This is a genomic window from Sphingobium sp. HDIP04 (assembly GCF_000445085.1).
In the GTDB taxonomy this organism is placed as follows: domain Bacteria; phylum Pseudomonadota; class Alphaproteobacteria; order Sphingomonadales; family Sphingomonadaceae; genus Sphingobium; species Sphingobium indicum.
Genome location: NZ_ATDO01000125.1, coordinates 1 through 17,192, shown reverse-complemented (window position 1 = coordinate 17,192; position 17,192 = coordinate 1). Strand labels below are relative to the sequence as shown.

Annotated in this window: 17 protein-coding genes and 1 tRNA gene; 12 read left to right on the top strand and 6 right to left on the bottom strand. The window is 65.6% G+C overall.

The annotated features are described in order from the left end of the window. Positions 1 to 44 precede the first annotated feature (44 nt). Both L286_RS43810 and thyA read right to left on the bottom strand, forming a co-directional pair. Positions 45 to 1,340: a 3-methyl-2-oxobutanoate dehydrogenase (2-methylpropanoyl-transferring) subunit alpha gene (locus tag L286_RS43810; protein WP_020818913.1), complete on the bottom strand. Its 1,296-nt coding sequence runs from the start codon at positions 1,338 to 1,340 to the stop codon at positions 45 to 47. Between the two features lie 107 nt (positions 1,341 to 1,447). Then, complete coding sequence (gene thyA / locus L286_RS43805; RefSeq protein WP_007683513.1) at positions 1,448 to 2,383, bottom strand: thymidylate synthase; 936 nt, start codon at positions 2,381 to 2,383, stop codon at positions 1,448 to 1,450. Positions 2,384 to 2,540: 157 nt separating this feature from the next. Between thyA and L286_RS43800 the strand changes: the two genes are divergently transcribed. From L286_RS43800 to L286_RS43785, 4 genes are all read left to right on the top strand, one after another. After that, positions 2,541 to 2,834, top strand: coding sequence for a JAB domain-containing protein (locus L286_RS43800; protein WP_020818914.1), 294 nt, complete (start codon positions 2,541 to 2,543; stop codon positions 2,832 to 2,834). A 104-nt stretch (positions 2,835 to 2,938) separates the two neighbouring features. Continuing rightward, positions 2,939 to 3,015: transfer RNA gene (locus tag L286_RS43795), tRNA-Pro, on the top strand. A 57-nt stretch (positions 3,016 to 3,072) separates the two neighbouring features. After that, a complete protein-coding gene (locus L286_RS43790) occupies positions 3,073 to 3,564 on the top strand; it encodes an Lrp/AsnC family transcriptional regulator (RefSeq protein ID WP_007683509.1) in 492 nt (163 codons plus the stop codon). Positions 3,565 to 3,631: 67 nt separating this feature from the next. Next, positions 3,632 to 4,678, top strand: coding sequence for a LacI family DNA-binding transcriptional regulator (locus L286_RS43785; RefSeq protein WP_021223955.1), 1,047 nt, complete (start codon positions 3,632 to 3,634; stop codon positions 4,676 to 4,678). 124 nt (positions 4,679 to 4,802) lie between these two features. Here the strand turns inward: L286_RS43785 and purB are convergent, their stop codons facing one another. After that, a complete protein-coding gene (gene purB, locus L286_RS43780) occupies positions 4,803 to 6,131 on the bottom strand; it encodes an adenylosuccinate lyase (protein ID WP_025160757.1) in 1,329 nt (442 codons plus the stop codon). A gap of 184 nt (positions 6,132 to 6,315) precedes the next feature. On the opposite strand from purB, the gene L286_RS43775 reads away from it, so the two are divergent. Then, on the top strand, positions 6,316 to 6,765 hold the full coding sequence (locus L286_RS43775) for an EF-hand domain-containing protein (protein WP_020818917.1): 450 nt from the start codon (positions 6,316 to 6,318) through the stop codon (positions 6,763 to 6,765). A gap of 100 nt (positions 6,766 to 6,865) precedes the next feature. On the opposite strand, the gene L286_RS43770 is transcribed toward L286_RS43775, so the two are convergent. From L286_RS43770 to ku, 3 genes are all read right to left on the bottom strand, one after another. Further along, complete coding sequence (locus L286_RS43770; protein ID WP_007683500.1) at positions 6,866 to 7,054, bottom strand: hypothetical protein; 189 nt, start codon at positions 7,052 to 7,054, stop codon at positions 6,866 to 6,868. A 396-nt stretch (positions 7,055 to 7,450) separates the two neighbouring features. Continuing rightward, positions 7,451 to 9,940, bottom strand: coding sequence for a DNA ligase D (gene ligD / locus L286_RS43765; protein ID WP_020818918.1), 2,490 nt, complete (start codon positions 9,938 to 9,940; stop codon positions 7,451 to 7,453). A 3-nt stretch (positions 9,941 to 9,943) separates the two neighbouring features. After that, the gene (ku, locus tag L286_RS43760; RefSeq protein WP_020818919.1) at positions 9,944 to 10,831 is read right to left on the bottom strand and encodes a non-homologous end joining protein Ku; all 888 of its coding nucleotides are present in this window, start codon (positions 10,829 to 10,831) and stop codon (positions 9,944 to 9,946) included. A gap of 137 nt (positions 10,832 to 10,968) precedes the next feature. Between ku and L286_RS43755 the strand changes: the two genes are divergently transcribed. The 7 genes from L286_RS43755 to pyrF are packed head-to-tail and all read left to right on the top strand — an operon-like array spanning position 10,969 to position 17,083. Continuing rightward, complete coding sequence (locus tag L286_RS43755; RefSeq protein WP_025160700.1) at positions 10,969 to 12,093, top strand: fumarylacetoacetate hydrolase family protein; 1,125 nt, start codon at positions 10,969 to 10,971, stop codon at positions 12,091 to 12,093. Continuing rightward, positions 12,090 to 12,848: an SDR family NAD(P)-dependent oxidoreductase gene (locus L286_RS43750; RefSeq protein WP_020818921.1), complete on the top strand. Its 759-nt coding sequence runs from the start codon at positions 12,090 to 12,092 to the stop codon at positions 12,846 to 12,848. Before L286_RS43755 ends, L286_RS43750 begins: the two co-directional genes overlap by 4 nt. A 4-nt stretch (positions 12,849 to 12,852) precedes the next feature. After that, positions 12,853 to 13,725 (top strand): SMP-30/gluconolactonase/LRE family protein, encoded by an 873-nt coding sequence (locus L286_RS43745; RefSeq protein WP_020818922.1) that lies wholly within the window; start codon positions 12,853 to 12,855, stop codon positions 13,723 to 13,725. Positions 13,726 to 13,746: 21 nt separating this feature from the next. After that, entirely contained in the window at positions 13,747 to 15,159 is a 1,413-nt protein-coding gene (locus L286_RS43740; protein WP_007683490.1) for a sugar porter family MFS transporter, read from the top strand. Positions 15,160 to 15,173: 14 nt separating this feature from the next. Then, positions 15,174 to 16,046, top strand: coding sequence for an aldose 1-epimerase (locus L286_RS43735; RefSeq protein WP_007683488.1), 873 nt, complete (start codon positions 15,174 to 15,176; stop codon positions 16,044 to 16,046). Between the two features lie 30 nt (positions 16,047 to 16,076). Further along, positions 16,077 to 16,412, top strand: coding sequence for a lipopolysaccharide assembly protein LapA domain-containing protein (locus tag L286_RS43730; RefSeq protein WP_007683486.1), 336 nt, complete (start codon positions 16,077 to 16,079; stop codon positions 16,410 to 16,412). Further along, a complete protein-coding gene (pyrF, locus tag L286_RS43725; RefSeq protein ID WP_007683485.1) occupies positions 16,409 to 17,083 on the top strand; it encodes an orotidine-5'-phosphate decarboxylase in 675 nt (224 codons plus the stop codon). The genes L286_RS43730 and pyrF overlap by 4 nt, the downstream gene beginning before the upstream one ends. Positions 17,084 to 17,192 lie beyond the last annotated feature (109 nt).

Here is a 17,192-nt window from a genome sequence, read left to right as displayed (position 1 = left end):
CGTATCGCCGCGGGTTTCCGTCACCGCTTCGCTCATCATGTCGCTCACAGGCCGGCTGCCTTCCATTCGTCGAGCATTTTCTGCTGCTGCTCGCGCAGGTGCCAGGGCATTTCCTCGAACACATCCTCGAACATCGATTCCATCGGGTGGTGCAGGCCGTGGCCGAGGATGCCGTTCTTCTCCGCCTCCCGCGCCGCGTCGCGGACCGTTTCGGCCAGTTCCCTGTCCATCGCCGCATGCCGCTCCTCATCCCAGATGCCGAGCGCGATGCAATGTTTCCGCAGCCGTGCGATGGGGTCGCCCAGCGGCCAGTGGCTCGCCTCGTCGGCGGAACGATAGGCGCTGGGATCGTCCGACGTGCTGTGCCCTTCGACCCGATAGGTGAAATGTTCGATCAGGGTCGGGCCCGCATTGGCCCGCGCCCGGTCCGCGGCCCAGCGCGTCGCGGCATAGACCGCCAGCGCATCGTTGCCGTCGACCCTGAGGCCTGCAATGCCATAGCCAATGGCCCTCGCCGCGAAGGTCGTCGCCTCCGCCCCCGCAAAGCCCGAAAAGCTGCTGATCGCCCACTGGTTGTTCACGACATTCATGATGACCGGCGCGCGATAGACGCTGGCGAAGGTGCAGGCCGAATGGAAGTCGCCCTCCGCCGTGGACCCTTCCCCGCACCAGGTCGCCGCGATCCGCGTGTCGCCCCGCGCCGCGCTGGCCATGGCCCAGCCCACGGCCTGCGGATATTGGGTGGTGAGGTTGCCGGAAATGGAGAAGAACCCCGCGTCCCGCGCCGAATACATGATGGGAAGCTGGCGCCCCTTCAGCCTGTCGCCCTTGTTCGAATAGATCTGGTTCATCATGTCGACGATGGGCCAGCCACGGGCGATCAATATGCCCTGCTGGCGATAGCTGGGAAAGCACATGTCATCGCTCGCCAGCGCCGCGGCGGCGCCGATCGACACGGCCTCCTCGCCCGTCGACTTCATGTAGAAGCTGGTCTTGCCCTGCCGCTGGGCGCGGAACATGCGCGCGTCGAACGCCCGCGTCAGCGCCATGTTGCGAAGCATCTTGAGCAGCATTTCCGGCGGCAGCTTGGGATCCCAGGGGCCGACCGCAGCCCCCTCCTCATCCAGCACCCGGACCAGCCCATAGGCGAGGGCGCGCATCCCGGCGGGCTGCGCCGTCTCGTCCGGCCGCGCCTGCGCACCAGCGGGCGGAATGTCGAAGTCGCTGAAATCGGCGCTGTCGCCAGGCCTGAATTTCGGCTCCGGCACATGCAGCCGGAGCGGCGGCAGATTACGCCCTGCCTCGTCCCTTCCAGCGTCCGAATCGATCCGGTCGCTCATCCTGCCTCCTTTTGTGCATTGCAATAATATTGCTCAGTGCAATTATTATATTACAACACCCGCAAAGGCAAGCCTTGCTGACCCATCTGGCCGCGCCTCGTCCTCCGCTAGACGGCGACGGGGGCGGCGATATGCCTTTGCGGCGCGTAATCGGCCACTTCGAAATCCTCGATCCGATAATCGAAAATGCTCGAAGGGCGGCGGTTGATCCGCAATTTCGGGCTGCCCGACGGAATTCGGCCGATCTGCTCCTCCACCAGTTCGGCGTGGTTGAGGTAGAGATGCACGTCCCCGCCCTGCCAGACGATCTCGCCGGCCTCCAGATCGCATTGCTGCGCCAGCATCCGGGTGATCATCGACAGGCCGAATATATTGAAGGCGAAGCCCAGCCCCAGGTCGCAACTCCGCTGGAACAGCAGCCCGTTCAGCCGCCCGTTCGCCACCTGGAACTGATAGGTCATGTGACAGGGCGGCAGCGCCATGCGCGATACTTCCGCCACGTTCCAGCCAGTGAACAGCAAGCGCCGCGAGCCGGGGCTGGTCCGAATCGCCTCGACCAGATCGGCAATCTGGTTATGTCCCTGCGCCGCCCGGCGGTAGAGGCCGTCCCCGACCTCCTCATAGCGCGGCCAGTTCACCCATTGCGCGCCATAGACCGGCCCCAGATCGCCCCAGCGCGCCGCGAAAGCCTGATCCTCGACGATCCGCGCCTCGAACGCGTCGCGGTCGATTTCCTCGCCCGTGGCCTTGCGGTAACTGTCCAGCGGCCAGTCGGTCCAGATATGCACGCCCTGCCGCACCAGTTCGCGGATGTTGGTGTCGCCGGTCAGGAACCACAGCATCTCCCGCGCGGCAACCTTCCAATAGACCCGCTTGGTGGTGAGCAGCGGCACCGCGTCGTCGGCCAGCGAAAAGCGCATCGTCGCGCCCAATATCGACCGCGTGCCCACGCCCGTCCGGTCGATCCGCTCATCCCCATGCAGCCAGATGTGCCGCATCAGGTCCAGATATTGCTGCTCATAATGGGGCGGAGAGGATGCCATGCGGACACTTTCATGATTCTGGCGGGCTGCCCCCTCCTGTAGCGAAGCGGCCCGCCGACGCCAAATGCTGCGAAACGGACAAGATTGGCTGCCGCTTCCTCCGAAAAGGACCAGCCTTCCCCTACCGCCCGGGCGGCGCAGGGCCATTCTGCGACGCATGCCGCAACCCGCCTCCCTGAACCTTCTCGTCCTGGACGACGAATGGCAGCCGCTTCACCGGCTGCGCGCCGATCAGGACTGGCGCGACACCGTGAACGCGCTGCTGCGGTGGGAGAGCCGTTGGCTGGCGATCGAGCAGCAGCGGCCCGACAGCCCCCTTCCGCGCTGGGCCGACATCCGGCTGACCCGGACCCTCTCGAAACGCCTGCGCCCGATCGAGATCGCGCTGGCGGACCATGTGATTCACGGGCGAAAGGGGCGTTTCAGCTTCCGCCAGGCGGGGCTTTTATGAACCGCCCAAAAAAAACCGCAACGGCCGCTTGCCAGCCGGAAAAGCCACCTCTATAGGCTGCGGCCTGCCCAGCGGGCCCGCCTCGAAACGGACCCGCTATCGGTCGGGGAGTAGCTCAGCCTGGTAGAGCACTGTCTTCGGGAGGCAGGGGCCGGAGGTTCGAATCCTCTCTCCCCGACCATCATATTTGTCGGAAAATCCATGGTTTTCGCGACAGCATGCTTCCACGGCAAAGCCCATGAAAAATCCGCCGACGATCGAGATGGACGAATTCGACCGGAAGATCGTCGCCGCCCTCATAGAGGACGGCCGCATGACCGTCACCGACCTGGCCCAGGCGGTGGGCCTGTCCAAGACGCCCTGCCAGGTCCGCCTGCGCCGCCTCATCGAAACGGGGGTGATCCGGGGATTTCGGGCGATCGTCGATCCGGCGAAGCTGGGCATGGACCATGTCGCCTTCGCCGAGGTGAAGCTGTCCGACACGCGCGAAAAGGCGCTGGACGAGTTCAACGCCGCCGTCCGCCGCATTCCCGAGGTCGAGGAATGCCATATGATCGCCAGCAGCTTCGATTATCTGCTGAAGGTGAGGACGGCCGACATCCGCCGTTACCGCGCCGTGCTGGGGGAGAAGATCTCCAGCCTGCCCCATGTCGCCAGCACCTCCACCTATGTCGCGATGGAAACCGTGCTGGATGCGAGCGGCCATCCCCGCGCCAAGAGCCGTAATTGACGCGATCCGAAAAGACGATGGAGGATTTTGCTTAGTATCGGGCGAGCTTCCCGTTACCATTACGCTCATGGAACCGAGAAGCTCTAGGCGGCAGCGCAACGCTCCGACCATCAACGATGTCGCGAAACATGCGGGCGTTTCGCCCATGACCGTGTCCCGCGTGATCAACGGCGAACAGATCGTCCGAAGCGCCACAAAGGAAAAGGTGGAAGCGGCCATCGCCGCGCTCAACTATTCGCCCAGCGCCGCCGCGCGCAGCCTGGCGGGCGGGGACGAAACTCGCATCGGCCTGCTCTACAGCAACCCTTCGGCATCCTATCTGAGCGAATTCCTGGTCGGCAGCCTGGACCAGGCCAGCCGCAGCGGCGTCGACCTGGTGGTGGAGAAATGGGATGAGGAAACCGCCGTCGGCACTGTGGTCGACCATCTGTTGCGCGGCCGGATCAACGGCGTCATCCTGCCGCCGCCGCTGTGCGACCACCAGGCGATGAAGGACGCGCTGAAGGCGGCGGACCTGGTCGCCGTCGCCGTCGCCACCGGGGAGGCGCCCGCCGACATGTCGGCGGTCAGCATCGACGACCATGCCGCCGCGCTGGCGATGACGCGCCATCTGATCGCGCTGGGTCATCGCCGCATCGGCTTCATCAAGGGTCATCCGAACCAGAGCGCCAGCCGGCGCCGGTTGGAGGGCTATGGCGACGCGCTGGCGGAAGCGGGCATCGCGCCGGACGAGACGCTGGTCGAACAGGGCTATTTCACCTATCGATCCGGGCTGGACGCGGCGGAGCGAATCCTGGCGCTGCCCAAGCCGCCGACCGCGATCTTCGCCAGCAATGACGACATGGCGGCGGCGGCCGTCGCCATTGCTCATCGCAGCGGGCTGGACGTGCCGGGCGACCTGACCGTATGCGGCTTCGACGACACGTCGCTGGCGACCACGATCTGGCCCGAATTGACGACCATCCGCCAGCCGATCAGCGCCATGTCGCGCGCCGCCGTCGAGTTGCTGGTGCGGCAGATCAAGGCGCGCAAGGGCAAGTCGGAGGAAAAGCCGTCGCATCTGCTGTTGGATTACGAATTGATCCGGCGGCAATCCGACGCCGTTCCGCATTGACGGCTTTCCGCCGATAAGGAGACAGGTGGCCTGGGAGGGGCCAGCTCCATCGTCGAGTGATCCGCCAGGGCGGAACTGTGCTCCTGCCTTCGCGGGAGCACAGGTAAGCGGCGTTGGGCTTGGCTTAGCCGGCCTGGTCCTGTTCCCCGAACACCCGGCGGAATATCGTGTCGACCTGGCGGAAGTGATAATCGAGGTTGAACTTCTCCTCGATCTGCTCGGCCGTGAGCGCCGCGGCGACGTCCGGATCGGCCTTGAGCAATTCCATCAGCGATAGCTGGCCGTCCGATTCCCAGACCTTCATCGCGTTGCGCTGGACATAGCGGTAGCTGTCCTCCCGCGAGACGCCCGCCTGCGTCAGCGCCAACAGCACCCGCTGCGAGTGGACCAGGCCGCCCATCTTGTCGAGATTCTTCATCATCCGCTCAGGGTAGACGAGCAACTTGTCGATGACCCCCGTCAGGCGCCCCAGCGCGAAGTCGAGCGTGATGGTGGCGTCGGGGCCGATATAGCGCTCCACCGACGAATGGCTGATGTCTCGTTCGTGCCAGAGCGCAACATTCTCCATCGCCGGCAGCGCATAGCTGCGCACCATGCGGGCAAGGCCGGTCAGGTTCTCGGTAAGCACCGGATTGCGCTTGTGCGGCATGGCGCTGCTGCCCTTCTGGCCCGGCGAGAAATATTCCTCCGCCTCCAGCACCTCGGTGCGCTGGAGGTGGCGGACCTCGACGGCCAGCCGCTCGATGGACGAGGCGATGACGCCCAGGGTGGCGAAGAACATCGCATGCCGGTCTCGCGGGATGACCTGGGTCGACACCGGCTCGACGGCGAGGCCCAGCTTTTCGGCGACATGCTCCTCGACGCGGGGATCGATATTGGCGAAGGTGCCGACCGCGCCGGAAATGGCGCAGGTCGCGACTTCGGCGCGGGCGGCGATCAGGCGCGCCTTGCAGCGGCTGAACTCCGCATAGGCCTCCGCCATTTTCAGGCCGAAGGTCACAGGCTCGGCATGGATGCCGTGGCTGCGGCCGATGGTCGGGGTCAGCTTATGCTCATAGGCGCGGCGCTTGATGACCTCCAGCAGCTTGTCGAAGTCGTCGATCAACAGGTCGGCGGCGCGGCTCAACTGCACGGCAAGGCAGGTGTCAAGCACGTCGCTGGACGTCATGCCCTGGTGCATGAAGCGGGCTTCGTCGCCCACCTGTTCGGCTACCCAGGTCAGGAAGGCGATGACGTCATGCTTGGTCACCGCCTCGATGGCGTCGATGGCGGGCACGTCGATCGCGGGCTCGGTCGCCCACCAGTCCCACAGCGCCTTGGCGGCGGACGGCGGCACCACGCCCAGTTCGCCCAGCTTTTCGGTCGCATGCGCCTCGATCTCGAACCATATCCTGAAGCGGGCTTCCGGCTCCCAGAGGGCGGTCATTTGCGGGCGGGCGTAACGGGGGACCATCGGGCGAATCCTGCGTGCATGAGTTGAATGTCGCTGCCGCCTAGCAGCACCGCCTTTGCGGGGCAAATCGCCGGAAAAACCCGCCGCTTTTCCGTGCTTCGTCCCATTAATCGCAGCATCGGTCGCCAAGCTGAACCGAATCGGAAGATGAGTGGAGAGGGATGAACAAAAAGTCAGGAACGGCATGTTTTATTTGGCTATTATCGCCGTGAAAGTTCGCCCGATCGGTTCCTTGGAGCAGATGATGATCCGCGCATTTCTTCTGACGAGCGCCCTTTTGACAGCGACGCCCGCCCTGGCGCAGGCGGGGGCGGCCGCCCCGCAGGAGTCCGTTCCCGCCTCGCCGCAGGGGAACCAGGCCCAGCCCGCCACCTCAGGGGATGCGGTCGCGTCCATCGTCGACACCGAATTTCCGGCCTATGACCAGAATCATGACGGCCAACTCGACAAGGCGGAATTTTCGCGCTGGATGGTGGCGTTGAAGGACCAGGAACTGAAGGCGACGGGCAAGTCCCTCGCGCCCGCGGAGGTGACCGCCTGGGCCGATGGCGCATTCGTCACCGCAGATGCCGACAAGAGCGCAACGGTCAGCAAGCCGGAACTGATCGCTTATCTGAGCGGCGGCGCGGCTTAGGAATTCTCCGCCCGAGCGGAGAAAGAACCCTGGAAGGGTCGCATCATGGGGCGGCATGGAGCGAAGGCCATGCCGCCTCTTTTTTCGCCTTTCGGGAGCGTCAGCCCCGTTTCTTGTTTGCGTAGAGCAAGGCCGCGACGATGGCGGCCGATCCGATGCCGACGGCCGTTCCCATCCAGACGGCCTTGCCCGCCGATTTGCGGGCCGCGGAGGCCATGTCGGACGTCTCGTTGGTGGAGGCGGGGGTTGCGGCGCCGCTTTCGGGCGCTTCTTCGGTCGGCTTCGTCATGGTGATTCCCGATATGCAACAAAGCGTCCGCGCAGAAAAGGCGGATGCGGCGAAAATCCGCTGGAGGGGCTTTCGACCTGACCGAACCGGACCGCCGCTCCGTTTTTCCTTGCCTTCCACGATTTCCTAGACCGCGTGGACAAATTCGAAAATGTCGGGAAATGGCCATTAGCTGACATGAATTCCTCCCTACGCGCAGCGTGGGGAGGGGGACCACCGCTGAAAGCGGTGGTGGAGGGGAAATGGCACGATCTGCGCATTTTCCCCTCCGTCAGCGCTTCGCGCTGCCACCTCCCCATCTACCGATGGGGAGGATCAGAAACGTCCGCTCTCCACCCAAATCACTCAGTCTGGCGTGTCTTGAATTTGTCCACGCTGCCTGGCCAGCGATCGGCCCTAATGAGCGGGCAGCGGCTGGTGCGCTTCCCCCCAGCCGCGCAAGTCTCGCGAGGAGGCGCAGTCGAGCAGGAGGGCGGCGTCCTTCACCGTGAAGTGCGCCGCGCTCTCGATCCCGTCCAACTCTTCCCAGGTGACGGGGGCGGCGACGGACGCAAGCTCGCGGGCGCGCACCACATAGGGCAGCACCGCCGTGGCGCCGCGCTGGTTGCGCAGCCAGTCGATGAAGATGCGGCCCTTGCGCTTCGCCTTGCTCATCGTCGCGGTGAAGCGATCCGGTTCCTGGGCGGCGAGGGCACGGGCGAAGCGGTCAGCGAAATCCTTGACCTCCGGCCATTGCGCCTGCGGCGTCAGCGGCACGACGACGTGGATGCCCTTGCCGCCCGACAGCATGGCGAAGCTGGCAAGGCCCATATCCTCCAGCGCCCGGCGGATGTCCCGCGCCGCCTTCTTCACATCCTCGAAGTCCAGCCCTTCGTCCGGATCGAGGTCGAAGATCATGCGATCCGGCCGCTCGACATCCGCGACGCCCGAACCCCAGCCGTGAAATTCGATCGCCCCCCTCTGGACGCAGGCCAACAGGCCATCGCTATCCTCTATATAAAGATAATCCTCCTCATTCCCCTCCTTCTCGCGGATCGGGACATGTTTGACATGGTCGCCGAAACTGCCGCTGTCATGCTTCTGGAAAAAACATTTCTTTGCGCGGCCCTGCGGACAGCGGACCAGGCTGATCGGCCGACGGGCGATCCAGGGCAGCATCGCCGCGCCCATGCGGGCGTAATATTCGGCAAGCTCGCCCTTGGTGATCTTCGCCTCCGGGAAGATCAGGCGGTCGGGATTGCTGATCCGGATCGAACTTTGGGCTTCAGGCGTCGGCATGGCTTCCTCGCGTCGCACCTCCCTGGCCGCCTTGTCCTCGCGCAGGCCCAGGAAGCTGGCATGGCGGACGATATTTTCCGCCGTGAATTCGGCAAAGGCGATTTCCGCGACCAGATCGGGGCGAACCCATCGGGCGCCCCGGCTTTCGCTGCGCGGCACGCTGAGCGCGGCGGTCTTGCGCCCCCGCTTGCCGAACGCCGCGACCAGCCCGGCGCTGTTGGCCGCGTTGAAGCCCGTGCCGACCTTTCCCGCATAGACCAGCCCCTCCCCCTCCCGCTGGCCGAGCAGCAGGTTGCGGATGGAGCGTCCGCTGGCGCCGCTGGGGGTCCAGCCGACGATGACGAATTCCTGGCGGCGGGTGCATTTGACCTTCAGCCAATTCTTCGTGCGCGCGCCGCGATAGGGGGCGTCGGCGCGCTTGGAAATGATCCCCTCCTGCCCCGCGCCGCACATGGCCTGGAACAGCCTTTCCCCTGCCCCGACGACATGGTCCCCGACATGGACATGCGCGGCACCTTCGCCCAACAGGGCGGCCAGCTTTTCCTTCCGGCCGATATTGGGCATGGCGGTCAGATCCTGCCCGTCCAGTTGGAGCAGGTCGAAGGCGAACAGGTGCAGCGCCGCCTTCCCCTCCCCCTTCAACAGCTGCTGGAGCGTGGAGAAATCCGGATTCCCATCGCTGCCGAGCGCGACGACCTCCCCATCGATCAGGGCGCCGGGCAGGTTCATCGCCGCGATTTCGGCGGCGAGGGGCGCGAAGCGATCCGTCCAGTCGAGGCCGGACCGCGTGAAAATCCTGACCTTCCCGCCCGATGCCGAAACCAGGCAGCGATAGCCGTCATATTTGATCTCGTGCATCCAGCCATTGCCCGTGGGCACGGCGTCGACCAGGGTCGCCAGTTGCGGCGTCTGGAAGGGCGGCGGGCGGTCCGATCCCGCCCTGGCGCGCCTCTTCGCCGGGACGGCCCGGTCGGCCTGCGCCATCGCCGCGTCGAAGGCCTTTCCCTTCTTCCCCTTCAGCGAAATGGCCGGCGCGCCCGCCGCGATTTCCGCCATGGTGCGGCCGCTCCTGATGCTTGTCAGATTGCGGGCGATAAGATCGTCAGCGCTGCCGGCATGGGCATCCTCGATCTTGCGCAGCAGCCAGTTTTCCCTCTTTTCCCGACCTCGCGGCTTCAGCCGGATCAGCAGCCATTCGCCGCGCATCCGCTGGCCGTGCAGGATGAAGTGGAGATGCCCTTTCTCAAGGTCGCTCGCGCTCTTGCCGGGGACCAGCTCCCAGGTGCCCTCGTCCCAGAGCATGACCGTGCCGCCGCCATATTCGCCCTTGGGGATCGTCCCCTCGAACGTCGCATAGGACAGCGGGTGATCCTCGGTTCGGACGGCCAGCCGCTTGTCCGCGGGATCGATGCTGGGCCCTCGCGTCACCGCCCAGCTCTTGAGCACGCCGTCCATTTCCAGGCGGAAATCGTAATGCAGGCGGGTCGCGTCATGCTTCTGCACGATGAAGCCGTTGCCCTGCCTGCGGCCGCGCCTGCCCGCCGGTTCGCGAGTCCGGCGGAAATCGCGCTTGCGGTTATAGGCGCTGAGCGGATCGGCATCAGCCATGGGTCAGGCTCGTTTTCGACTGGCCGGCTTGGCGGGCGTCTTTCGCGTGGCGGCCTTGGCGGGAGATTTCTTCGCGACCGGTTTCGAGCCAGATGCAGCCGTGCCGGAGCCGACCGATTTCTTGAGCGCCGCCATCAGGTCGATCACATTGCTGCCGCGCGCGACCGTGCCCTCCTCTTCCTCCTCGATGATCCGGCGGCCCTTCGACTTCTTCTTCTTCTCGATCAAGCGCTCCAGCGCATCCACATAGCGGTCGTGGAAGCTGTCGGGCTTGAAGGGCGCGGTCTTCTTCTCGATCAGCGTCTCCGCCAGGTCGAGCAGTTCTGCATCGGGCTTCGCATCCTCTATGTCCCGGAAATAGCTTTGGGCGCGGTTCACCTCATCGGCGTAGCGCAGCGTTTCCAGCACCATGCCCCGGCCGCAGGGCTTCAGCGACACGACATATTCCCGGCCCCGCATGGCGAGTTGGCCCAGGCCGACCTTCCTCGTCCGCCTCAGCGCCTCCCGCAGGACGATAAAGGCCTCCTCCGCCAGGTCGTCGGCGGGCACGACATAATAGGGCCGCTCATAATAAAGGACATCGATCTCGCTGGCGTCGACGAACTGGGTGAGTTCGAGCGTCTTCTTGCTTTCCAGCTTCACCGCCTCGATCTCGTCGGGCTGGAGCAGCACATAGTCGCCCTTGGACAGTTCATAGCCCTTGACGATGTCCTCAGGATCGACCGGACCGATGCCGGGGACGGTCTTTTCATAACGGACGCGCTTGCCGCTGGGCTGGTGGATCTGGTGAAAGGCGATCTGCGCGCCTGACTTGGTGGCGGCATAGATTTCCACCGGAATGGATACCAGCGCCAGACGAATCTGCCCCTGCCAATATGCGCGAGCGGCCATGAGCGTGCAGCCTCCTTTTCCAGGAGGAAATGCGCGGATGAAGGGGCAGTTCCCGCTTTACCGTCGCAGCACCCTTGACTTCCGTCGCCAGTCGTGTTGGTAGCGCTATCAATAACGTATGTTCTTAGGAGTCGATGATGCCGGGGGTCTCCACTTTGCTCGATTGCCTTCCCGCCGACTGGCGGTCCGGCCTGTTCATGGGCCGCGTGGAAACGGCGGAAGGCCCCAGTCCCATATTGGTCCAGGGCGGCACCGCCTACGACATGAGCCGCGTTGCGCCCACCGCCGCGCAACTGGTGGAGATGCTGCCCACGGCCAAAGCGGCCGACGGCGCGGCGCTCGGCGCGCTGGACGCGCTGGACCTGCAGCTGCTGAGCCCGGTCGACCTGCAATGCGTCAAGGCCTGCGGCGTGACCTTCGCCCTGTCCGCCATCGAGAGGGTGATCGAGGAGCGGGCGCGCGGCGACGCAGGCGCGGCGGCGGACATCCGGTCGCGACTGGAGGAGAGGGTCGGCGGGTCCATCCGGGCGGTAGTGCCGGGTTCGACCGAAGCCGCGGCGCTCAAGCAGGCGCTGATCGAAGATGGTCTCTGGTCGCAATATCTGGAGGTCGCCATCGGCCCCGACGCCGAGGTGTTCACCAAGGCGCCCGTGCTGTCCACGGTAGGCGCCGGCGCGGAAATCGGCATCCGTTCCGATTCGAACTGGAACAATCCGGAGCCGGAGATCGTGCTGATCGTCGGCGCGGACGGACAGGCCATCGGCGCGACGCTGGGCAATGACGTCAATCTGCGCGATTTCGAAGGGCGTTCCGCGCTGCTGCTGGGCAAGGCGAAGGACAATAACGCCTCCTGCTCGCTGGGGCCGCTGGTCCGGCTGTTCGACAGTGATTTCACCATCGACGACGTGCGCGATGCCGTGGTGGAACTGACCATCGACGGGCCGGAAGGATACAGGCTGGAGGGCACCAGCAGCATGAACCAGATCAGCCGCGATCCGCTGGAACTGGTGCGCCAGACGCTGTCGGAACATCAATATCCCGACGGGTTCGCCCTGTTCCTGGGCACGCTGTTCGCGCCGGTGCAGGATCGCGACGAGCCGGGGCACGGCTTTACCCACAAGGTGGGCGACAGCGTCGCCATCTCTACCCCGCGCCTGGGCAGGCTGGTGAACCGGGTGGTGACGTCGAAGGATGCCGAACCCTGGAGTTTCGGGCTTTCGGCGCTGATGGCGAACCTCGCCAAGCGGGGTCTGCTCGCATGAACAGCGCCGTCTATCCGAGCCTGAAGGGCAAGCGCGTCTTCATCAGCGGCGGCGGCAGCGGGATCGGCGAAGGCCTGGTCGAAGCCTTTGCCGCGCAAGGCGCCAGGGTCGCCTTTTGCGACATCGCGCAAGAGGAGAGCGAGGCGGTCGCGGAGCGGCTGAAGGGCGCGGATTTCCCGCCGATCTTCCACCCCTGCGACCTTCGGGACATCGAAGCCGTGCAGGCGATGATCGCCACGGTGGAGGAACAGCTTGGCGGCGTCGACATATTGATCAACAATGCGGCCAATGACGACCGTCACGGCATCGAGGAAGTCACGCCCGCTTATTGGGACGAGCGGATGGCGGTGAACCTGCGCCACCTGTTCTTCGCGGCGCAGGCCGTGGTCCCGGCGATGAAGCGCGCCGGCGGGGGCGTGATCCTGAATTTCGGGTCGATCAGTTGGCACCTCGCCCTGCCCGACCTGGTGCTGTACCAGACCGCCAAGGCCGGGATAGAGGGCCTGACGCGCAGCCTGGCCCGCGACCTGGGCCGCGACAATATCCGCGTCAACACCATCATCCCCGGCAATGTGAAGACGCCGCGCCAGATGAAATGGTACACGCCGGAGGGCGAGGCGGAGATCGTCGCCGCGCAATGCCTGGACGGGCGGATCATGCCGGCGGACGTGGCGGCGCTGGCCATGTTCCTGGCGTCCGACGATGCGCGCATGTGCACCGGGCATGATTATTTCATCGACGCGGGCTGGCGCTGACGCCATGGCGCCCGTTCCGGAAAGCGTGCTGAGCGTCGGCGCAACCCTGGGCGAAGGCCCCGTCTGGGTGGCGCGCGATGCCGCGCTGTGGTTCGTCGACATCAAGCAGAAGCGCATCTACCGCTTCGATCCCCATCTGGGCGTGGCGCGCAGTTGGGATGCGCCGGCCCAGGTCGGCTGGATAGTGCCGACGCGGGACGGGCTGTTCGCGGTGGGCCTGCAGTCCGGCGTGCATCGTTTCGATCCGGATGCCGCCAGCTTCGCCTTGCTGCATGCGCCGGAGGCCGACCGGCCCGGCAACCGGCTGAACGACGCCACCGTCGATCCGGCGGGCGGTCTGTGGTTCGGGTCGATGGACGATGGGGAGGCAGCCGATAGCGGGCGTTTCTACCGGCTGCACCAGGACCGGCTGACCGAAAGCGGCCTGCCCCCCATTGCCATCACCAACGGTCCTGCCCTTTCGCCCGACGGCACGCTGCTCTATCACACCGACACGCTCGGCAAGCGGATCTGGCGGACGCGGATCGCCGCCGACGGCACGCTTCACGATACGGCGCTGTTCGTGGAGATAGAGGACGGCGCAGGCTATCCCGACGGGCCGACCGTCGATGCGGAAGGTTGCCTTTGGACCGGGCTGTTCGCCGGCTGGGCCGCGCGGCGCTACGATCCCGCGGGCAGGCTGATGACGGAGGTCCGCTTTCCCGTCGCCAACATCACCAAGATCGCCTTTGGCGGGCCGGACCTGTCGGTCGCCTATGCCACCACGGCGCGCAAGGGCTTGACGAGCGACCAGCTTGTCGCGCAGCCCTGCGCCGGCGATCTTTTCGCTTTCGATCCCGGCGTGCGCGGGCAAACATCCTATATTGCAGCCATTTAGAATAATATCGGAGGAGCAGGAATGACCGAAGGGAGTGCCGAGAAGGTCAATATGGCCTTCATCGCCGCCATCGTCGCCGTGGCGACCATCGGCGGTTTCATGTTCGGTTATGACAGCGGCGTCATCAACGGCACGCAGAAGGGGCTGGAAAGCGCCTTCGACCTGGGCAAGCTGGGCATCGGCGTCAATGTCGGCGCCATTTTGGTTGGCTCCTCCATCGGCGCGTTCCTGGCCGGGCGCATGGCCGACCTGATCGGGCGGCGCGGGGTGATGATGCTGTCGGCCGTGCTGTTCCTCGCCAGCGCGATATTGGCGGGAGCGGCGGGATCGTCCGCCATCTTCATCGTCGCGCGCATCATCGGCGGCCTGGGCGTGGGCGCGGCGAGCGTGATCTCCCCGGTCTATATTTCCGAAGTCACTCCGGCGGCGGTGCGCGGCCGGCTGTCCAGCGTGCAGCAGGTGATGATCATATCCGGCCTGACCGGCGCGTTCGTCGCCAATTTCGTGCTGGCGCGCTATGCCGGCGGATCGACGGCGGAGCTGTGGCTGGGCTTTCCGGCCTGGCGCTGGATGTTCTGGCTTCAGGCCATTCCGGCCGCGATCTACTTCCTGGCGCTGCTCGTCATCCCGGAAAGCCCCCGCTATCTGGTGGCGCGCGGGCAGGAGGAGCGCGCCCATGCCGTGCTCACCCGCCTGTTCGGCGCGGAGACCGCATCGCGCAAGGTGGTGGAAATCCGCAACAGCCTGGCCGCCGATCATCACCGGCCCAAGCTCGGCGACCTGATCGACAAGGCCAGCGGCAAGATCCGCCCCATCGTCTGGACCGGCATCGGCCTGGCCGTGTTCCAGCAGCTCGTCGGCATCAACGTCGTCTTCTATTATGGCGCGACGCTCTGGGAAGCGGTCGGCTTTTCGGAGGATTATGCGCTCCAGACCAACATCCTGTCGGGCGTGCTGTCCATCGGCGCCTGCCTTGCCACCATCGCGCTGGTCGACAGGGTCGGGCGCAAGCCGTTGCTGCTGATGGGATCGGCGGGCATGGCGGTGACGCTGGCGACCGTCGCCTATGCCTTTTCGACAGCGGTCACGGCGCCCGGCGGCGCGGTGTCGCTGCCCGGCAATAACGGCGTGATCGCGCTGGTCGCCGCCAATCTCTACGTGATCTTCTTCAACATGAGCTGGGGCCCGATCATGTGGGTCATGCTGGGCGAGATGTTCCCCAACCAGATCCGGGGATCGGGCCTTGCGGTCTCCGGCTTCGCGCAGTGGATCGCCAATGCGCTGATCTCCGTCAGCTTCCCTGCACTGGCGGTGTCGCCAGGCCTGGCGATCACCTATACCGGCTATGCCTTCTTCGCGGCCGTCTCCTTCTTCTTCGTCCGCGCCCTGGTGCATGAGACGAAGGGCCGAGAGCTTGAGGACATGGTCGGCTGAACGGCCTCATCGCCTTGAAGGCGGGCGCGGTGGAAGCCGCGCTCGCCCCTGCCGTCGGCGGATCTCTGGCGGCGCTGCGCTTCGCGGGGACGGAGATATTGCGCACCGCTCCTGCAAACAGCGCAGATCCTTTGCAGATGGCCAGCTTTCCGCTGGTGCCCTATGCGAACCGCATCGCCCATGGCCGCTTCCGCTTCGCCGGTCGCGACGTGCGGCTGCCGCTCAATTTCGGAGATCATCCGCACAGCATCCACGGCATCGGCTGGACATCCGCATGGCATGTCGAGGCCGTCGCGCAGGACAGCGCGCACCTGACCCATCGATATGACGGCGATGGCGGCTGGCCCTGGGCCTATGAGGCGCAGCAGCATTTCACCCTGTTCGACGATGCCATCGAAATGAGGCTGACGCTGCGCAACATCGGCGATGAAGCCATGCCGGCGGGCCTGGGATTTCACCCCTATTTCCAGGCGGACGAAGACAGCTCGCTCCAGTTCCAGGCCGACCGGCTGTGGCTTGCCGCGGCCGACCTGCTGCCCGTGCGGGAAGTTGCGGCGGATGCGCTGGGCGACTGGTCGGCGGGCGCGCCGGTGCGGGGCGACGGGCTGATCGACAATGTCTATGGCGGCTGGAACGGCAGCGCCATCGTCCGGCGGGGCGACGGGACGCGGATCGTGCTGAGCGCATCGGGCGCGTCATGGTTCCACGTCTATCGGCCGCCCCTTTCCCGCGATTTCTGCCTGGAGCCGGTCAGCCACATGCCCGATGCCGTCAATCGTCCGGAGGGCATGGAAAGCATGGAACCCGGCGCGGAAAAGACGCTTTCCCTGCGCATCGCCTTCACTCCTGCCGACGAGGCGCTTCCGCAGCGCGACAAAATCGCCTAAGCTGCCCGTTCAGCAGCTATAGGAGCGTTGATGCAATTTCTGCGGACTGCCTTCTGGGTCGTCGTCGCCGTCGCCCTCGCGCTATTCTGCGTCGCCAATTACACGCGCGTGGAAGTGAACCTCTGGGGCGACCTGGTCATGGAAACGAAGCTGCCGGTCCTGCTGATCGGCGCCTATTTGCTGGGCGCGCTGCCCTTCTGGATCATGGCGCGGGCCACGCGCTGGCGGATGAAGCGCAAGCTGGAGAGCACCGAACGCGCCCTGGTCGCGGCAACCGCCGCTCCCTCTTCCGCCCCTTCATTCCCCGCCGCCGCCGCCGACAGTCCGGCAGCGGCCCCTACCCTTTCCACCACAGGACCAGCATGACCAGCCCCATCTATGTCGCCATCGATACGCCCGACCTGCGCAAGGCCCAGGACCTTGCGCAGCAGGTGCGCCATCATGTGGGCGGGCTGAAACTGGGCCTCGAATTCTTCTGCGCCCATGGCCATCACGGCGTGCATGAGATGATGAAATTCGACCTGCCCATCTTCCTCGACCTGAAGCTGCACGACATTCCCAACACGGTCGCCAAGGCGGTGCAGGCGCTGCATATGTTGGAACCCGCGATCCTGACCGTCCATGCCGCCGGCGGGCGCGCCATGCTGGAGGATGCGAAGGCGGCCGCCGGGATCAAGACCAGGGTGGTCGCCGTGACGGTGCTGACCAGCCTGGACGATGGCGACCTGCTGGACATCGGCGTTGGCGGCAAGGCGGAGGATCAGGTGGCACGGTTGGCCGACCTGGCGCGCAGCGCCGGGCTGGACGGGATCGTCTGTTCCGGCGAAGAGGTCGCGCTGGCGAAGAAGGCCTGGCCGGACGGCTTCTTCGTGGTGCCGGGCGTGCGGCCGGCGGGCGGCGCGATGGGCGACCAGAAGCGCGCGGTGACGCCGCGCGAGGCGCTGGACCGGGGCGCTTCCATCCTGGTTGTCGGCCGGCCGATCAGCCTGGCGGACAATCCCGACATGGCGGCGCGGGAGATCGAGGCGACGCTTTAGGCGAAGCTTGTTGAACGGAGTGAAGCCAGGCAGCGTGGGCAAATTCTGTGCTTGCCGGCTGGTCGAGTTGGGTGGTTGCCGTCATTCCCCCTCCCGCAGGCGGGAGGGG